Annotated in this window: 16 protein-coding genes; all 16 read left to right on the forward strand. The window is 70.4% G+C overall.

Features of this window, described 5'->3' with window-relative positions; translation table 11 throughout:
• The first annotated feature begins 15 nt into the window (after positions 1-15).
• Positions 16-1,416 (forward strand): diaminopimelate decarboxylase, encoded by a 1,401-nt coding sequence (gene lysA, locus AB6L24_RS32035; RefSeq protein ID WP_405661118.1) that lies wholly within the window; start codon positions 16-18, stop codon positions 1,414-1,416.
• A 174-nt stretch (positions 1,417-1,590) separates the two neighbouring features.
• On the forward strand, positions 1,591-2,880 hold the full coding sequence (locus tag AB6L24_RS32040; protein ID WP_405663484.1) for a homoserine dehydrogenase: 1,290 nt from the start codon (positions 1,591-1,593) through the stop codon (positions 2,878-2,880).
• A 6-nt stretch (positions 2,881-2,886) separates the two neighbouring features.
• On the forward strand, positions 2,887-3,945 hold the full coding sequence (thrC, locus tag AB6L24_RS32045; RefSeq protein ID WP_405661119.1) for a threonine synthase: 1,059 nt from the start codon (positions 2,887-2,889) through the stop codon (positions 3,943-3,945).
• Between the two features lie 255 nt (positions 3,946-4,200).
• A complete protein-coding gene (gene thrB, locus AB6L24_RS32050; RefSeq protein ID WP_030361194.1) occupies positions 4,201-5,118 on the forward strand; it encodes a homoserine kinase in 918 nt (305 codons plus the stop codon).
• Between the two features lie 388 nt (positions 5,119-5,506).
• Positions 5,507-7,537 carry a transcription termination factor Rho gene (gene rho, locus AB6L24_RS32055; protein ID WP_405661121.1) on the forward strand — a complete coding sequence of 677 codons (2,031 nt, stop codon included), beginning with the start codon at positions 5,507-5,509 and terminating at the stop codon, positions 7,535-7,537.
• Between the two features lie 365 nt (positions 7,538-7,902).
• Entirely contained in the window at positions 7,903-9,027 is a 1,125-nt protein-coding gene (locus AB6L24_RS32060) for an LCP family protein (RefSeq protein WP_380847856.1), read from the forward strand.
• Between the two features lie 171 nt (positions 9,028-9,198).
• Positions 9,199-9,423 (forward strand): 50S ribosomal protein L31, encoded by a 225-nt coding sequence (gene rpmE, locus AB6L24_RS32065; RefSeq protein WP_058849579.1) that lies wholly within the window; start codon positions 9,199-9,201, stop codon positions 9,421-9,423.
• A gap of 100 nt (positions 9,424-9,523) precedes the next feature.
• Entirely contained in the window at positions 9,524-10,600 is a 1,077-nt protein-coding gene (gene prfA, locus AB6L24_RS32070) for a peptide chain release factor 1 (RefSeq protein WP_385712182.1), read from the forward strand.
• A gap of 36 nt (positions 10,601-10,636) precedes the next feature.
• A complete protein-coding gene (gene prmC / locus AB6L24_RS32075) occupies positions 10,637-11,482 on the forward strand; it encodes a peptide chain release factor N(5)-glutamine methyltransferase (RefSeq protein ID WP_030361199.1) in 846 nt (281 codons plus the stop codon).
• Between the two features lie 73 nt (positions 11,483-11,555).
• Positions 11,556-12,203, forward strand: coding sequence for an L-threonylcarbamoyladenylate synthase (locus AB6L24_RS32080; protein ID WP_030361200.1), 648 nt, complete (start codon positions 11,556-11,558; stop codon positions 12,201-12,203).
• Positions 12,200-12,904, forward strand: coding sequence for a protein-tyrosine-phosphatase (locus AB6L24_RS32085; protein WP_385712186.1), 705 nt, complete (start codon positions 12,200-12,202; stop codon positions 12,902-12,904). The genes AB6L24_RS32080 and AB6L24_RS32085 overlap by 4 nt, the downstream gene beginning before the upstream one ends.
• A gap of 543 nt (positions 12,905-13,447) precedes the next feature.
• On the forward strand, positions 13,448-14,722 hold the full coding sequence (glyA, locus tag AB6L24_RS32090) for a serine hydroxymethyltransferase (protein ID WP_405661126.1): 1,275 nt from the start codon (positions 13,448-13,450) through the stop codon (positions 14,720-14,722).
• A 102-nt stretch (positions 14,723-14,824) separates the two neighbouring features.
• Entirely contained in the window at positions 14,825-16,252 is a 1,428-nt protein-coding gene (locus AB6L24_RS32095; protein WP_405661128.1) for an MraY family glycosyltransferase, read from the forward strand.
• Between the two features lie 260 nt (positions 16,253-16,512).
• Positions 16,513-16,974 carry a hypothetical protein gene (locus AB6L24_RS32100; protein ID WP_405661130.1) on the forward strand — a complete coding sequence of 154 codons (462 nt, stop codon included), beginning with the start codon at positions 16,513-16,515 and terminating at the stop codon, positions 16,972-16,974.
• A gap of 276 nt (positions 16,975-17,250) precedes the next feature.
• Positions 17,251-18,021, forward strand: coding sequence for a F0F1 ATP synthase subunit A (atpB, locus tag AB6L24_RS32105; protein ID WP_380848230.1), 771 nt, complete (start codon positions 17,251-17,253; stop codon positions 18,019-18,021).
• Positions 18,022-18,095: 74 nt separating this feature from the next.
• Positions 18,096-18,341, forward strand: coding sequence for an ATP synthase F0 subunit C (gene atpE / locus AB6L24_RS32110; protein WP_016643250.1), 246 nt, complete (start codon positions 18,096-18,098; stop codon positions 18,339-18,341).
• The last annotated feature ends 18 nt before the right edge of the window (positions 18,342-18,359 follow it).

An 18,359-nucleotide genomic window follows, 5' to 3' on the forward strand; every position in this document is an offset into this window, starting at 1 on the left:
AGAGCCAGAAGAGCCATGAGCCGTTCCGCACACCCCGCAGGCCCCCGCCACGGAGACGTCCTGCCCGAGGGGCGCTCCGCAGCGAACACAGCCCCGCCCACCGACCTGAACGCCCTGGACCCGAAGGTCTGGTCCCGCACGGTCACCCGCGCCGAGGACGGCACGGTCACCGTCGGCGGGATCGAAGTGAAGCGGCTGGCCGAGGAGTTCGGCACGCCCGCGTACTTCCTCGACGAGGCCGACTTCCGCGCCCGCTGCCAGGCGTGGCGCGAAGCCTTCGGCCCGGACGCCGACGTCTTCTACGCGGGCAAGGCGTTCCTGTCGCGGGCGGTCGTGCGCTGGCTGCACGAGGAGGGCCTGAACCTCGACGTGTGCTCGGGCGGCGAGCTGACGACGGCGCTGGACGCGGGGATGCCGGCCGACCGGATCGCGTTCCACGGCAACAACAAGACGGTGGACGAGATCGAGCGCGCGGTCGCGGCGGGAGTGGGCCGCATCGTCCTCGACTCGTTCCAGGAGATCGTGCGGGTCGCGCACATCGCGGACCGGCTCGGCAAGCGCCAGCGGGTGCAGATCCGGGTGACGGTCGGCGTCGAGGCGCACACGCACGAGTTCATCGCGACCGCGCACGAGGACCAGAAGTTCGGCCTGGCGCTCGCCGGGGGACAGGCGGCGGAGGCCGTGCGGCGCGCGCTGAAGCTGGACGGCCTGGACGTCATCGGCATCCACAGCCACATCGGGTCGCAGATCTTCGACACGGCGGGCTTCGAGGTGGCCGCCCGCCGCGTGGTGTCGCTGCTCGCCGAGATCCGCGACGAGCACGGCGTCGAGCTGCCCGAGATCGACCTCGGCGGCGGCCTCGGCATCGCGTACACCTCGGACGACGACCCCCGCGAGCCGCACGAGATCGCCACGGCGCTGCGCGAGATCGTGACGCGCGAGTGCGCGGCGGCGAAGCTGCGCACGCCCCGCATCTCCGTCGAGCCGGGCCGCGCCATCGTCGGCCCCACGGCGTTCACGCTGTACGAGGTCGGCACCATCAAGCCGCTCGACGGACTGCGGACGTACGTCTCCGTCGACGGCGGCATGTCGGACAACATCCGTACGGCGCTGTACGACGCCGAGTACAGCGTCGCGCTCGTGTCGCGCTCGTCCGACGCCGAGCCGATGCTGGTACGAGTCGTGGGCAAGCACTGCGAGAGCGGCGACATCGTCGTGCGGGACGCGTTCCTGCCCGCCGACCTCGCGCCCGGCGACCTGATCGCCGTGCCCGCGACGGGCGCGTACTGCCGCTCGATGGCGAGCAACTACAACCACGCGCTGCGACCGCCGGTCGTGGCGGTGCACGAGGGCGCGGGGCGCCTCATCGTGCGCCGCGAGACGGAGGAGGACCTGCTCCGTCTCGACGTGGGGTGACACCACCCCGCTCGACATGGGGTCACACCACCCCGCTCGACGTGGGGTGACACCACCCCGAGAAGCTCCCGGTTCGTGAAATACGTGTCTCACGATCCGGACTATGGTCAGAAACACCGTACCGGTGGGTGAGACTGGTCCCACCGCAGTTGGAGAAGGAAACGAGGTCGGATGATGCGTACGCGTCCGCTGAAGGTGGCGCTGCTGGGCTGTGGGGTTGTCGGCTCAGAGGTGGCGCGCATCATGACGACGCACGCCGACGACCTCACAGCGAGGATCGGCGCCCCGGTCGAGCTGGCCGGGGTGGCCGTCCGCCGCCCCTCCAAGGTGCGCGCGGGCATCGACCCGGAGCTGGTGACGACGGACGCGACGGCGCTGGTCAAACGAGGCGACATCGACGTGGTCGTCGAGGTCATCGGCGGCATCGAGCCCGCCCGGACGCTCATCACGACCGCGTTCGAGCACGGCGCCTCCGTGGTCTCCGCGAACAAGGCGCTGATCGCCCAGGACGGCGCGGCCCTGCACGCGGCGGCCGAGCAGCACGGCCGCGACCTGTACTACGAGGCGGCGGTCGCGGGCGCGATCCCGCTGATCAGGCCGCTGCGCGAGTCGCTGGCCGGCGACAAGGTCAACCGCGTGCTCGGCATCGTGAACGGCACCACGAACTTCATCCTCGACAAGATGGACTCGACGGGCGCCGGCTATCAGGAGGCCCTGGACGAGGCCACCGCCCTCGGGTACGCCGAGGCCGACCCGACCGCCGACGTCGAGGGCTTCGACGCCGCCGCCAAGGCCGCGATCCTCGCCGGCATCGCCTTCCACACCCGGGTCCGGCTCGACGACGTCTACCGCGAGGGCATGGCCGAGGTCACCGCAGCCGACTTCGCCTCCGCCAAGCGCATGGGCTGCACCATCAAGCTCCTCGCCATCTGCGAGCGGGCCGCCGACGGCGGCTCCGTGACCGCGCGCGTGCACCCCGCGATGATTCCGCTCAGCCACCCGCTGGCGAGCGTCCGCGAGGCCTACAACGCCGTCTTCGTGGAGGCCGAGGCCGCCGGCCAGCTGATGTTCTACGGTCCCGGCGCGGGCGGCGCGCCCACCGCGTCCGCCGTCCTCGGCGACCTGGTCGCGGTCTGCCGCAACAAGCTCGGCGAGGCCACCGGACCCGGCGACTCCGCGTACACGCAACTGCCCGTGAGCCCCATGGGCGAGGTCGTCACGCGGTACCACATCAGCCTCGACGTGGCCGACAAGCCGGGCGTTCTCGCCCAGGTCGCGACGGTCTTCGCCGAGCACGGCGTATCGATCGATACGGTCCGTCAGACGGGCAAGGACGGCGAGGCGTCCCTCGTCGTCGTCACCCACCGCGCGCCCGACGCCGCCCTCAGCGGCACCGTCGAGGCGCTGCGCCGACTCGACACCGTGCGCGGTGTCGCCAGCATCATGCGGGTTGAAGGGGAGTAAGCAGCAATGACCCACCAGTGGCGCGGAATCATCGAGGAGTACCGGGACCGCCTCCCGGTCTCCGCCACCACGCCGGTCGTGACGCTCCGCGAGGGCGGTACGCCGCTCGTGCCCGCAGCGGTGCTCTCCGAGCGCACGGGCTGCGAGGTCCACCTCAAGGTCGAGGGTGCCAACCCCACGGGGTCCTTCAAGGACCGCGGCATGACCATGGCCATCACCAAGGCCAAGGAGGAGGGCGCGCAGGCCGTCATCTGCGCCTCCACCGGCAACACGTCGGCCTCGGCCGCCGCCTACGCCGTCCGCGCGGGCATGGTCTGCGCCGTCCTGGTGCCGCAGGGCAAGATCGCCCTCGGCAAGATGGGCCAGGCGCTCGTCTACGGCTCGAAGATCCTCCAGGTCGACGGGAACTTCGACGACTGCCTGAACCTCGCGCGCGGGCTCTCCGAGAACTACCCGGTGGCGCTGGTCAATTCGGTCAACCCGTTCCGCATCGAGGGCCAGAAGACGGCGTCCTTCGAGATCGTCGACGCCCTCGGCGACGCGCCCGACATCCACGTCCTGCCGGTCGGCAACGCGGGCAACATCACGGCCTACTGGAAGGGCTATCGGGAGTACGCCGCCGACTCGGTGTCGACGCGCACCCCGCGCATGTGGGGCTTCCAGGCCTCCGGCTCCGCGCCGATCGTGCGCGGCGAGGTCGTCAAGGACCCCTCGACGATCGCCACCGCGATCCGCATCGGCAACCCGGCCTCGTGGCAGCACGCGCTCGCCGCGCGCGACGAGTCGGGCGGCTTCATCGACGAGGTGACGGACCGTGAGATCCTGCGCGCCTACAAGCTGTTGGCGTCCCAGGAGGGTGTCTTCGTCGAGCCCGCGTCCGCCGCGTCCGTCGCCGGTCTGCTGAAGGCGGCCGAGCAGGGCAAGGTGGACAAGGGTCAGCGCATCGTGTGTACGGTGACGGGCAACGGCCTCAAGGACCCGGACTGGGCCGTCGCGGGCGCCCCGCAGCCGGTCACGGTGCCGGTCGACGCGGCCGCCGCGGCGGAGCGCCTGGGCCTGGCGTAACGCCCAAACCTCTCAACTCCCCACAGGGGGTGCACAGGGGGCTCGCGACACGCATCGTGCGCCTCCTGTGCGCCCTATGTCGCCGCAGAACCTTCCTTCGATAGGCTGTAGCCAACCCACCCCGCATATGCCGCCGCATATGCCGTGGTGCCGTCCGCAGAGACGGCTCCCGGGTGCTGCCGTCCCATGCCGGACGTGTGCTGGTCCAGGCGGCAAGTCCTCCACAAAACAGAGCTCAAGGAGAGTCAACGAGCGATGGCCGGTCCCGCGTTCCGCGCCGCCGCCGTCAGGGTGCGCGTGCCTGCCACCAGCGCAAACCTCGGCCCGGGCTTCGACGCCCTGGGCCTGGCGCTGGGGCTCTACGACGACGTGGTGGTCCGCGTCGCCGACTCCGGCCTGGGCGTCGACATCGCGGGAGAGGGCAGCGAGACGCTGCCCCGCGACGAGTCGCACCTGCTCGTGCGGTCCCTGCGGACCGCCTTCGACCTGCTCGGCGGACAGCCGCGCGGCCTGGAGATCGTCTGCGCCAACCGCATCCCGCACGGCCGCGGCCTCGGCTCCTCCTCCGCCGCCATCTGCGCCGGCATCGTCGCCGCCCGCGCGGTGACCATAGGCGGCGACAGCAAGCTCGACGACGCCGCGCTCCTGGAGCTCGCCACCGAGATCGAGGGCCACCCCGACAACGTCGCCGCCTGCCTGCTCGGCGGCTTCACGCTGTCCTGGATGGACGGCTCCGCGGCCCGCGCGATCAGGATGGATCCCGCCGATTCCATCGTTCCGGTGGTTTTCGTCCCCGGAAAGCCCGTGCTCACCGAAACCGCCCGCGGACTGCTTCCGCGCACCGTCCCGCACGTGGACGCGGCCGCCAACGCGGGCCGGGCCGCCCTGCTCGTCGAGGCCCTGACCAGGCGCCCCGAGCTGCTGCTGCCCGCCACCGAGGACCGCCTGCACCAGGAGTACCGCGCCCCGGCCATGCCCGAGAGCGCCGCCCTGGTGGAGCGCCTGCGCGCCGACGGCGTGCCCGCGGTGATCTCCGGCGCGGGACCCACGGTCCTCGCGCTGGCCGAGGACAGTGCGGCCGACAAGGTCGCACGACTGGCGGGGGAGGGCTGGGCGGCGAACCGCCTGGCGCTCGACGCCACCGGAGCGAGCGTGCTGCCGCTTGCGCCCTGACACGGTGACAGCGGCAAACCCGCGGAGTCCGGATTTGGAGAGGGGGAATGTTTGTTGGATCCGGTAGTGTTAACCTCAAGTCTGCACCCGACCCCACCATGGCGAGGTGCTTTGTGTCCCCGTCCGGGACATCCATCCTTCCGGGAGCCTCCCAAACTGCTCTGTGCCCCGCACTGAGCGGTGCCGAGCACGCTCCGGAACCGGCGTGACCGAGCCGAGTGACCACCGCACCTCAGTGGCCCGGCATCGGGAATCGCCACATCTGTGAACTCTTCCGCCGCGTTGGCGGACAACCGCCCCGGCACGGTCCGCACACCAGGGACCGCCGGACAGCACAACCGGTCGCCGAGCCAGACAGGCCGACGTCCGCTCCAGGGAAGGACCCTTCGTGAGCGACACCACCGATCTGATGGGCGTGACTGCCGACACGCCCGCCACGGACGCCTCCGCGGCGCCTGCCACCGGTGCTTCGGCCGGACGGCGGCGCCGCGGCACCGGCCTCGAGGGCATGGTGCTGGCCGAACTGCAGCAGGTCGCATCGGGCCTCGGAATCAAGGGCACCGCGCGGATGCGCAAGAGCCAGCTGATCGAGGTCATCAAGGAGGCGCAGGCCGCAGGCGGAGCCCCGGCGAAGAGCGCCCCGGCCGCAGCGTCTGCTGGGGACGCCGAGACCAAGCCGAAGCGCCGCGCCACCTCCAGGGCGCGCACCGGCGACGCCGCCGAGAAGGCCGCCGCGACCAAGGCCGCCAAGTCCGATGAGGCCGCCGCGGCCCCGGCCGAGCAGCCGAAGGCCGCCCAGCAGCAGATCGACATCCCCGGCCAGCCCGCGAGCGAGGACAAGTCCTCCGGCGCCCGCGGCCGTCGTCGTGTCACCGCCGAGGCCGGTAGCCCCGAGACCGTGACCGCCGAGGCCAAGGCCCAGGCGGAGCCGAAGGCCGAGGCCCGCACGGAGCAGTCCGAGGCCAAGGGCGACAAGGGCGAGTCCGACGGCGGCGAGGGCCGCCAGGGCCGCCGCGACCGCCAGGGCCGCGGCCGGGACCGCGACCGCCGCGGCAACAAGGGCGACGACCAGCAGGGCGGCGGCAACCGCAAGGAGCAGGGCGGCCGCCAGGACCGGCAGGACCGCCAGGAGCGCAAGGACCGCGACAACGGCCCGCAGGACGACGGTTTCGACGACGACGGCGGTGGCCGTCGCGGTCGCCGCGGCCGTTACCGCGACCGCCGTGGCCGTCGCGGCCGCGAGGACTTCGCGGGCGAGCCGCAGGTGTCCGAGGACGACGTCCTGATCCCCGTCGCGGGCATCCTGGACATCCTCGACAACTACGCCTTCATCCGTACGTCGGGCTACCTCCCCGGCCCGAACGACGTGTACGTCTCGCTGGCCCAGGTCCGCAAGAACGGCCTGCGCAAGGGCGACCACGTCACGGGTGCGGTGCGCCAGCCCAAGGACGGCGAGCGCCGCGAGAAGTTCAACGCGCTCGTCCGCCTCGACTCGGTGAACGGCATGGCGCCCGAATCCGGGCGCGGGCGGCCGGAGTTCAACAAGCTGACGCCTCTTTACCCGCAGGACCGGCTCCGCCTGGAGACCGACCCGGGCGTCCTGACGACCCGCATCATCGACCTCGTCGCGCCCATCGGCAAGGGTCAGCGCGGCCTGATCGTGGCCCCGCCGAAGACCGGCAAGACCATGATCATGCAGGCGATCGCCAACGCGATCACGCACAACAACCCCGAGTGCCACCTGATGGTCGTCCTGGTCGACGAGCGTCCGGAAGAGGTCACCGACATGCAGCGGTCGGTCAAGGGCGAGGTCATCTCCTCGACCTTCGACCGTCCGGCCGAGGACCACACCACGGTCGCCGAGCTGGCCATCGAGCGCGCCAAGCGCCTCGTCGAGCTGGGTCACGACGTGGTCGTGCTGCTCGACTCGATCACGCGTCTGGGCCGTGCGTACAACCTCGCCGCCCCGGCCTCCGGCCGCATCCTGTCCGGTGGTGTCGACTCGACGGCCCTCTACCCGCCCAAGCGCTTCTTCGGTGCCGCGCGCAACATCGAGGACGGCGGCTCGCTGACCATCCTCGCCACGGCGCTCGTGGACACCGGCTCGCGCATGGACGAGGTGATCTTCGAGGAGTTCAAGGGCACCGGCAACGCCGAGCTCAAGCTCGACCGCAAGCTCGCCGACAAGCGCATCTTCCCGGCGGTGGACGTCGACGCGTCCGGCACCCGTAAGGAAGAGATCCTGCTCGGCAGCGACGAGCTCGCCATCACCTGGAAGCTGCGCCGCGTGCTGCACGCGCTCGACCAGCAGCAGGCGATCGAGCTGCTCCTGGACAAGATGAAGCAGACGAAGTCGAACGCCGAGTTCCTGCTCCAGATCCAGAAGACGACGCCTGCCCCCGGCAACGGCAACGACTGAGAAGTCGTAGGCGTCAAGGACTGACCGGAAGGGGCCGGTCCCGTCATGCGACGGGACCGGCCCCTTCCGCATGCGGTGACAGGAGGGCCGGCCTGTGCGGCCTGTGTGCCGGATCCCGTCGAGAGACCTTGCCCACACGGATAAGAGTTTCTTACGGTCACTGGCGGTAGCGCTGCCGCTCACGAAACCGCAGGTGGGGGGCCAAAAGTACTAGATGAGGGGCACGCTGCGTGACGGTTGGACCCCAGGGCGCACACAGGGTGCTATGCAACCCTTCTTTCGGTTTTCACGTCTGACAATTGACGAAAAGCCAATGCCTGGCCCTGAAAGCAGGGGGTACCCGACCGACGAGGACTGAGGAGCGCATGACCGACGAGAGCAGCCCCGCCGACGCGAAGCCGAAGCACCGCGGCAAGGGCGGCCGGCGACGCAAGCCGCGCAGCAAGCGCAAGAAGGCGCTCGTCATCACGGCGTGGTCCGCCGCGGCCGTGGTCGTCCTCGGGGGTACCGGCCTCGGCTACGTGTACTTCAAGCTCAACGGCAACATCAAGGGCGTCGACATCAACGCCGCGCTCGGCACCGACCGCCCCGAGAACATCGACAACGGCTCCCAGGACATCCTCGTCCTCGGCTCCGACTCGCGCTCCGGCAAGAACGCCAAGTACGGCAAGGACGAGGGCGCGGCCCGCTCCGACACCGCGATGATCGTGCACGTCTACAAGGGCCACAAGAAGGCCAGCGTGGTCTCCATACCCCGCGACACCCTCATCACCCGGCCCGAGTGCGCGGTCAAGGACGGCGACGGCAAGGTCGACCCGGGCGGTCAGCGCCAGATGTTCAACACGGCGTACGAGGTCGGCGGCCCGGCCTGCGCCGTGAAGACGGTCGAGAAGATGTCCGGCATCCGCATGGACCACTACGTCGAGGTCGACTTCACGGGCTTCAAGAAGCTCATCGACACCCTCGGCGGCGTGGACATCACCACCAAGCAGCCGATCAAGGACAAGGACAGCCACCTCGACCTGCCGGCGGGCTCCCACACCCTGGACGGCGAGCAGGCCCTCGGCCTGGTCCGCACCCGGCACGGCGTCGGCGACGGCAGCGACCTCGGCCGCATCCAGCTCCAGCAGGCCTTCATCAAGGCCCTGATGAACCAGGTCAAGGACATCAACCTCTTCGGCAACCCGAAGAAGCTCTACGACCTCGCGGACTCCGCCACCAGCGCCATCACCACCGACTCCGAGCTGGACACGGTCAAGGACCTCGCGGGCTTCGCCAACGGCCTCAAGGGCATCGGCTCGGGCGACATGAAGATGGTCACGCTGCCCATCCAGTACGACCCGGCCGACCGCAACCGCGTCCTCCCCCTGGAGGAGGCCGGCCGGCAGGTCTGGGACGCCCTCAAGGCGGACAAGCCCATCCCCAAGTCCGCCACCGACAAGTCCGCGGGCGACAAGGGCAGCGCCGGCAAGGTCGTCACCAGCGACTGACCCCCACGGGGCACCCCCTCATACCCCTCCGGGGTCGGTCCGGGAATACTTCCGGACCGACCCCGGTTTGGGCAGATGCGGCCAGTCCTGGCAGACTGGTACGTCGGCCCCGGTTCACGCATCCGCATCCCGCGCCTGCGACCCGGTGCCCTCCCGAAACTAGGAGACACCTTGAAGCGCGACATCCACCCCGAGTACGTCGAGACGCAGGTCAGCTGTACCTGTGGCGCGTCGTTCACCACCCGCAGCACGATCTCCGGCGGCAGCATCCGCGCCGAGGTCTGCTCCGAGTGCCACCCGTTCTACACGGGCAAGCAGAAGATCCTCGACACCGGTGGCCGTGTGGCCCGCTTCGAGGCCCGCTTCGGCAAGGCTGCCGGCTCCGCCAAGAAGTAGCGAGCCACCTGCGCCGGTCTTCGGCCGTCCTCACCAGGGGGCGGCCGGGACCGGCGTTTGCCGTCCCGCAGCCCCTTCACGCAGAAACCAGGAGCCCCCGATGTTCGAGGCGGTCGAGGATTTGGTCGGCGAGCACGCCGACCTGGAGAAGAAGCTCGCCGACCCTTCGGTCCACGCCGATCAGGCCAACGCTCGCAAGCTGAACAAGCGCTATGCCGAGCTGACCCCGATCGTCTCGACGTACCGCACCTGGAAGCAGCTCGGTGACGACATCGAGACCGCGCGCGAGTTCGCCGCCGACGACCCGGACTTCGCGGCCGAGGTCAAGGAGCTGGACAAGGAGCGCGACGAGGTCACCGAGAAGCTGCGGCTGCTGCTCGTGCCGCGCGACCCCAGCGACGACAAGGACGTCATCCTGGAGGTCAAGGCGGGCGCGGGCGGCGACGAGTCGGCGCTGTTCGCCGGCGACCTGCTGCGCATGTACCTGCGGTACGCCGAGCGCGTCGGCTGGAAGACCGAGATCATCGACGCCACCGAGTCCGAGCTGGGCGGCTACAAGGACGTCCAGGTCGCCGTGAAGACCAAGGGCGGCCAGGGCGCCACCGAGCCCGGCCAGGGCGTCTGGGCGCGGCTGAAGTACGAGGGCGGGGTGCACCGCGTGCAGCGCGTGCCCTCGACCGAGTCGCAGGGCCGCATCCACACCTCCGCGGCCGGTGTGCTCGTCACGCCCGAGGCCGAGGAGGTCGACGTGGAGATCCACGCGAACGACCTCCGCATCGACGTCTACCGCTCCTCCGGGCCCGGCGGGCAGTCCGTCAACACCACCGACTCCGCCGTGCGCATCACGCACATCCCCACCGGTGTCGTCGCCTCCTGCCAGAACGAGAAGAGCCAGCTGCAGAACAAGGAGCAGGCGATGCGTATCCTGCGCTCCAGGCTTCTCGCCGCGGCGCAGGAGGAGGCGGAGAAGGAAGCGGCGGACGCCCGTCGCAGCCAGGTCCGCACCGTCGACCGCTCCGAGAAGATCCGTACGTACAACTTCCCGGAAAACCGCATCTCCGACCACCGCGTGGGCTTCAAGGCGTACAACTTGGACCAGGTGCTCGACGGCGATCTCGACGCCGTCATCCAGGCCTGCGTCGACGCGGACTCCGCCGCGAAGCTCGCCGCCGCGTAAGCCCACCCTTCGACGAACCGCCCCCGGAGGACCAGCGTGAACCTGCTGCTCGCGGAAGTGGCCCAGGCCACCCAGCGGCTGGCCGACGCCGGCGTGCCCTCGCCGCGCAACGACGCGGAGGAGCTCGCCGCCTTCGTGCACGGCGTGAAGCGGGGCGAGCTGCACTCCGTCAAGGACGCGGACTTCGACGCCCGCTACTGGGAGACCATCGCGCGCCGCGAGGCCCGCGAGCCGCTCCAGCACATCACCGGGCGCGCCTTCTTCCGCTACCTGGAGCTCCAGGTCGGGCCCGGCGTCTTCGTGCCCCGCCCCGAGACCGAGTCGGTCGTCGGCTGGGCCATAGACGCCGTCCGCGCGATGGACGTCGTCGAGCCGCTGATCGTCGACCTGTGCACCGGCTCGGGGGCCATCGCCCTCGCCATGGCGCAGGAGGTCCCGCGCTCGCGCGTGCACGCCGTGGAGCTGTCCTCGGACGCGCTGCCGTGGACCCGCAAGAACGTCGAGGGCTCCAGGGTCGACCTCCGTCAGGGCGACGCGCGCGACGCGTTCCCCGATCTCGACGGCCAGGTCGACCTGGTCATCTCCAACCCCCCGTACATCCCGTTGACGGAATGGGAGTACGTTGCGCCGGAGGCCCGGGACTACGATCCCGAACTCGCCCTGTTCTCCGGCGAGGACGGCCTCGACCTGATCCGCGGCATCGAGCGCACCGCGCACCGGCTGCTGCGGCCCGGCGGGGTCGTCGTGGTGGAGCACGCGGACACCCAGGGCGGCCAAGTGCCGTGGATCTTCACGGAGGAGCGGGGCTGGGCGGACGCCGCCGACCACCCCGACCTGAACAACCGGCCGCGGTTCGCGACCGCCCGCAAGGCGATGCCGTGACCACCGCGGCGACGCAGAAGACGATGCACGTGATGTACGCCGACGAGACGTACGTGTACGAGGAGGCCAGCTGATGGCACGGCGATACGACACCAACGACGCGACCGACCGTACGACCGGTCTGCGCGAGGCCGCGTCCGCCGTCCGCCGTGGCGAACTGGTCGTGCTGCCCACGGACACCGTGTACGGCATCGGCGCCGACGCCTTCAGCCCCGAGGCGGTCGCCGACCTCCTCGACGCCAAGGGCCGCGGCCGCTCCATGCCGACGCCCGTCCTCATCGGCTCCCCGAACACCCTGCACGGCCTCGTCACGGACTTCTCCGAGTCCGCCTGGGAGCTCGTCGACGCCTTCTGGCCGGGGGCCCTGACCCTCGTCGCCCGGCAGCAGCCCTCCCTGCAGTGGGACCTCGGCGACACCCGCGGCACCGTCGCCATCCGCATGCCCCTGCACCCCGTCGCCATCGAGCTGCTCACCGACGTCGGCCCGATGGCCGTGTCCTCCGCCAACCTCACCGGGCACCCGGCGCCGGAGGACTGCGACGCCGCCCAGGAGATGCTCGGCGACTCCATCTCCGTCTACCTCGACGGCGGGCCCACGCCCGGCATCGTGCCCTCCTCCATCGTGGACGTGACCGGCAAGGTGCCCGTCCTGCTTCGGGCCGGCGCGCTCGACGCGGACGAGCTGCGCAAGGTCGTACCCGACCTCGAGGTGGCCAATTGAGGGCCCCTGAGCCGGGGCGTGGCATAGCGGGGCGCGGCGAGCCCACCGAGCACTCGGTGTCCTTCGGTTCCCTCGGAGCCGCGGGCACACCCGGCAGCTTCCGCATCCTCCACGTCAGCACCGGCAACGTCTGCCGCTCGCCCATCACCGAGCGGCTGACCCGGCATGCCCTCACCGACCGGCTCGGTGACCCGCTCACCGGGGGGCTCGTCGTCGAGAGCGCCGGGACCTGGGGGCACGAGGGGGCGCCCATGGAGACCAACGCCGAGGCCGTCCTCGCGGACTTCGGCGCGGACGCGTCCGGGTTCGTGGGGCGGGAGCTGCTCGACGACCACGTCATCCGGGCCGACCTCGTCCTCACCGCCACCCGGGACCATCGGGCGCAGGTCATCTCCATGGGGCACTCCGCCGGGCTTCGCACCTTCACCCTGAAGGAGTTCACCCGGCTCGTGCGGGCCATAGATCCCGCCACGCTGCCCGACCCCGACGGCACCGACGGCATCGTCGAGCGCGCCCGCGCCCTCGTCCGTGCCGCCGCCGCCCTCCGCGGCTGGCTCCTCGCCCCCTCCGCCGAGGCCGACGAGGTCTACGACCCCTACGGCGCCCCCCTCCCCTTCTTCCGCTCCGTCGGCGGCGAGATCCAGCAGGCCCTCGAGCCCGTGGTGACGGCGCTGACGGGGGTGCCGGCGGCGCGGGCGTAGTGCCCTCGCGGGGGCGCCCCGGTCCCGCCCCTTCTCCGAAACCGGGGGCTGCGCCCCCTGGACCCCCCTGATCGCCGCTCCGCGGCTCGTCCTCAATCGCCGGACGGGCTGGAGTGGTGCGGGTGGAGGTCCCGGGCGGGTGGGGCGGACCCCCGCCGGATCGGCGCTTCGCGGTTGGTCCTGAAGCGCTGGACGGGCTGGAGTGGTGCGGGTGGAGGTCCCGGGCGGGCGGGACGGACCCCCGCCCAATCGGCGCTTCGCGGTTCGTCCTGAAGCGCCGGACGGGCTGGAGAGGTGCGGGTGGAGGTCCCGGGCGGGCGGGACGGACCCCCGCCGGATCGGCGCTTCGCGGTTCGTCCTCATGCGCCGGACGGGCTGAAATATCCCCGGGGCGGGCTGGGAATGTGCGGGTAGTTTTCAGCCCCTCCGGCGTTTGAGGAGCGGGGTCTGGGGCGGAGCCCCAGGATCGGGAAGGGGCGGGGTTGGGGACCCCGCGGTAGCGTCCGCCGCGCAGCACCCCCACCCCCGGCCTACATTGGAAGGATGACGACGGCCGACGCGGGACCCGCCGCCGCTGCGGCGGCGTATGCGGGGCTGCGGCGGCAGGACCCGGAGCTGGCCGACGTGGTGCTCGGCGAGCTGGAGCGCCAGTCGAGCAGCCTGCAACTGATCGCGGCGGAGAACTTCACGTCGGAGGCCGTCCTGACGGCCCTGGGCTCACCGCTGGCGAACAAGTACGCGGAGGGCTACCCGGGAGCCCGCCACCACGGCGGCTGCGAGCTGGTGGACGTGGCGGAGCGCATCGCCACGGACCGCGCGAAGGCCCTGTTCGGCGCCGACCACGCGAACGTACAGCCGCACTCGGGCTCCGCGGCCGTCCTCGCGGCCTACGCGGCCCTGCTGCGCCCGGGCGACACGGTCCTGGCGATGGGCCTGCCGTACGGCGGCCACCTGACCCACGGCTCGCCCGCGAACTTCTCGGGGCGCTGGTTCGACTTCGTGGGGTACGGGCTCGACCCGGAGACGGGGCTGATCGACTACGAGGAAGTGCGGGCGCTGGCGCGCAGGCACCGGCCGAAGGCCATCGTGTGCGGCTCGATCGCCTACCCGCGGCACATCGACTACGCGGCGTTCCGCGCGGTGGCGGACGACGTGGGCGCCCATCTGATCGCCGACGCGGCCCACCCCGTGGGCCTGGTGGCGGGCGGCGCGGCGCCGAACCCGGTGCCGTACGCGGACGTGGTGTGCGCGACGACGCACAAGGTCCTGCGCGGCCCGCGCGGCGGCATGATCCTGTGCCGGGGGGAGCTCGCGGAGCGGGTGGACCGGGCGGTGTTCCCGTTCACGCAGGGCGGCGCCCAGATGCACACGATCGCCGCCAAGGCGGTCGCGTTCGGCGAGGCGGCGACACCGGCCTTCACGGCGTACGCGCATCAAGTCGTGGCGAACGCAAAGGTGTTGGCGCAGGCGCTCGCGGGGGAGGGGTTCGACATCAGCACCGGCGGCACGGACACGCACCTGATTCTGGCCGACCCGGCTCCGCAGGGGGTGACGGCGGCGGTGGCGCGCGGCCGTCTCGCCGCGGCCGGCCTGGTCCTGGACACCTGCGCGCTACCGCACGGCGACGGCCGGGGGCTGCGGCTCGGGACGGCGGCCGTCACCACACAGGGCATGGGCGAGGGTGAAATGGCAAGAATCGCCGCGCTGTTCGCGGGCGCGGTCCGTGAGGAGGCCAAAGTCAGGGACGCGGTGCGGGAAATGGCAGGCCGATTTCCGCCGTATCCGAGTGCGGACAGAGGGCGATCGGCACCCGCGTAGCGGACTTGTGCAACGATCGTCGCTACCCAGACGTCCCCAACCTTATGCGCGCGAAGCTAGGGTGTGGTGCTGAGATGGCCAGCGATACCTGTGGGGAAGCCCGTGCGTGAATATCTGCTGACGCTCTGCATCACGGCCGCGGTGACCTACCTGCTGACCGGCCCGGTGCGGAAGTTCGCGATCGTGGCCGGCGCCATGCCGGAGATCCGCGCGCGCGACGTGCACCGGGAGCCGACGCCCCGGCTCGGCGGAATCGCGATGTTCTTCGGGCTGTGCGCGGGGCTTCTGGTCGCCGACCACCTGCCGAACCTCAATGAGGTCTTCACGAAGTCGAACGAGCCGCGCGCGCTGCTCTCCGGCGCCGCGCTGATCTGGCTCATCGGGGTCCTCGACGACAAGTTCGAGATCGACGCGCTGATCAAGCTCGGCGGCCAGATGATCGCCGCGGGCGTCATGGTCATGCAGGGCCTGACGATCCTCTGGCTGCCCATCCCGGGCGCCGGGACGGTCTCCCTGACCCAGTGGCAGGGCACGCTCCTCACGGTCGCCCTGGTGGTCATCACGATCAACGCGGTGAACTTCGTGGACGGCCTGGACGGCCTGGCGGCGGGCATGGTGTGCATCGCGGCCGCGGCGTTCTTCATGTACGCGTACCGCATCTGGTACGGGTACGGCATCGAGGCCGCCGCCCCCGCCACGCTCTTCGCGGCCATCCTGATGGGCATGTGCCTGGGCTTCCTGCCGCACAACATGCATCCGGCCAGGATCTTCATGGGCGACTCGGGGTCGATGCTCATCGGCCTCGTCCTCGCCGCGGGCGCCATCTCCATCACCGGGCAGGTCGACCCGGACGCGATGAAGCTGAACCTGGGCGGCACCCGGGACGCCACGCACGCGATGCTCCCGGTCTTCATCCCGCTGCTCATGCCGCTGACGATCATCGCGATCCCGTTCGCGGACCTGGTGCTCGCCATCGTGCGCCGCACCTGGAAGGGCCAGTCGCCGTTCGCCGCCGACCGCGGCCATCTGCACCACCGCCTCCTGGAGGTCGGTCACTCGCACAGCCGAGCCGTCCTGATCATGTACTTCTGGTCGGCCCTCATCGCCTTCGGCACCGTCGCCTACTCGGTGCACTCCACGAGCATGTGGATCCTGCTCCTGATCGTCTTCCTCAGCGCGGTCGGCCTCGCCCTGCTCCTGCTGCCCCGCTTCACCCCGCACACCCCCGGCTGGGCGGAGAGCTTCGTGCCGCCGCGGTACCGGCGCAGGCGGGCGGAGCTGGCGGCGCGTGCGGCCGCCGACGAGGCCGCGTACGGGACGCAGGGGGCCGCTGTGGCCGCCGGTGCCGGTGGGGCCGCCGGGGCCGCGGAGACGGCCGGGGAGGGCGCGGGGGTGTCCGGTGGGGCCGACGCGGCCACCGGCGACGACGGGGCGTCCCGTCGGCCGGTCGGCGCGGGCGTCAACGGCGCGACCGCCCTCGGCACCCGCCCGCGCTTCCTGGACCGGCGCAAGGCCGGTTCGTCGCGTTGACGCGACCGCCAAAGCGTCCCATTAGCAGACAGATCGCCCGCTCGCGTGCACAGACGCGCGGATTACTTCTCATGTGTGACGGCGGGCACACCTGACAGGTAAAGACCTCATCAAATAGTTTGTGATACCGTTCACGAAACCCGGCGACAGAGCCGAAGGACCGTAGTGCGACGGTCTCTTGGCCCGAGGACCCCACTCGGACCGGGTCTACGCTCGTCCATGACGACACCCTGCCCCCATCTGTAAGCGGAGTTGCCGCCATGCCGTCTCAAGACACCCGGAATCTCCTGCAGTGCGCCGTGCCCACGGCTGCCGTCGGCGCGATCATCGCCGTCGTCAGCGGCGTGGTCTCGGGCGGCAAGGGAGCAATCGGCGCTGTCGTCGGCACCACGGTGGTCGTCGCCTTCATGGGACTCGGTGTGTACGTCCTCCAGCGGACGGCAAAATCGCTTCCGCAGTTGTTCCAGGCGATGGGCATGATGCTCTACGTCGCCCAGTTGCTGCTGCTTCTCATCTTCATGGGTCTGTTCAAGGACACCACCTTGTTCAACCCGAAGGTCTTCGCGCTCGCTCTCGCCGTCTCGACCGTCGTGTGGATGGCGTCACAGGCCCGCGCGCACATGAAGGCCAAGATCTTCTACGTCGACCCGGAACCCGAACCTTCCTCCGCCAACTCTTCCGAGAAGAGCGAAAAGGCGGAGAAGTCGGGGTCCACGACGTGAGTGGTAGGGCCGGGATAAATGCTCGTTCGAGATCCTGCTATCGTCCGGTGCCAACTGCGGCACTGCAGGCGCGGGCATCTGAGCTGACGCCTGCACCATCGCGAGGCTCGATGCCTGTTCGCCGCTCACACTTCCGAATCACCAGTCCGGTGCCGACCCGCGGCTGCGCGCCGCGCCGACACGACAACGAGGTTGCCGTACCTATGCGTCACGCCGAAGGAGCCCGCGGTGAGTGCTGACCAAACTGAGCTCGCCTTCAACTGGAGCTGTCGGATCATGTCCGACAACGGCTGTGGCTTCCCGGCTCCGGGCCTGCACTCGTTCCTCTTCAAGCCGATCTTCACGGTCGGCGGGTTCGAGTTCAACAAGGTGATGCTGCTCGCCCTGATCTCGACCGCGCTCGTGGTGACCTTCTTCTACGCCGCGTTCGGCAAGGCGAAGATGGTCCCGGGCAAGGTCCAGATGATCGGCGAGGCCGGCTACGACTTCGTACGCCGCGGGATCGTGTACGAGACCATGGGCAAGAAGGACGGCGAGAAGTACGTCCCCCTGATGGTCTCGCTGTTCTTCTTCATCTGGATCATGAACATCTGGTCGGTGATCCCGCTGGCCCAGTTCCCGGTGTCGTCGGTCATCGCCTACCCGTTCGTCCTCGCGGGCATCGTGTACTTCGTCTGGGTCCCCCTGACGTTCAAGCGCCACGGTTTCGTCGGCGGCTGGAAGAACATCACCGGCTACGACAACTCGCTGGGCCCGATCAAGTGGCTCGTCGCCTTCATCGAGTTCTTCTCGAACCTGCTCGTGCGCCCCTTCACGCACGCGGTGCGACTCTTCGCCAACATGTTCGCCGGTCACCTGATGCTGGTGATGTTCACCGTCGCCTCCTGGTACCTGCTGAACAGCTGGCTGATCCCGGCCGCCGGTGTCTCCTTCGTGATGACCATCGCGATGATCGGCTTCGAACTCTTCGTGCAGGCCGTCCAGGCGTACGTCTTCGTGCTCCTCGCCTGCTCCTACATCCAGGGCGCTCTCGCCGAGCACCACTGAGCACCCTCCCCGCAACCCCCTAAGCGCCCGGTGGCCAACCCCCACCGGTCCAAGAAAGAGAAGGAAGTAACGGCATGTCCGCGACTCTCGAGCTCGCCGCCCTCCAGGGTGACATCAAGGCCCTCGGCTCCATCGGCTACGGCCTCGCGGCCATCGGCCCCGGCATCGGTGTCGGCATCGTCTTCGGCAAGGGCACCGAGGCGCTCGCCCGTCAGCCCGAAGCTGCCGGTCTCATCCGTGCCAACCAGATCCTCGGTTTCGCCTTCTGTGAGGCGCTCGCCCTCATCGGCATCGTCATGCCGTTCGTCTACGGCTCCTGATCGCCGCAGACGAATAGT

It is taken from the genome of Streptomyces sp. RK9 (assembly GCF_045070545.1).
In the GTDB taxonomy this organism is placed as follows: domain Bacteria; phylum Actinomycetota; class Actinomycetes; order Streptomycetales; family Streptomycetaceae; genus Streptomyces; species Streptomyces alboflavus.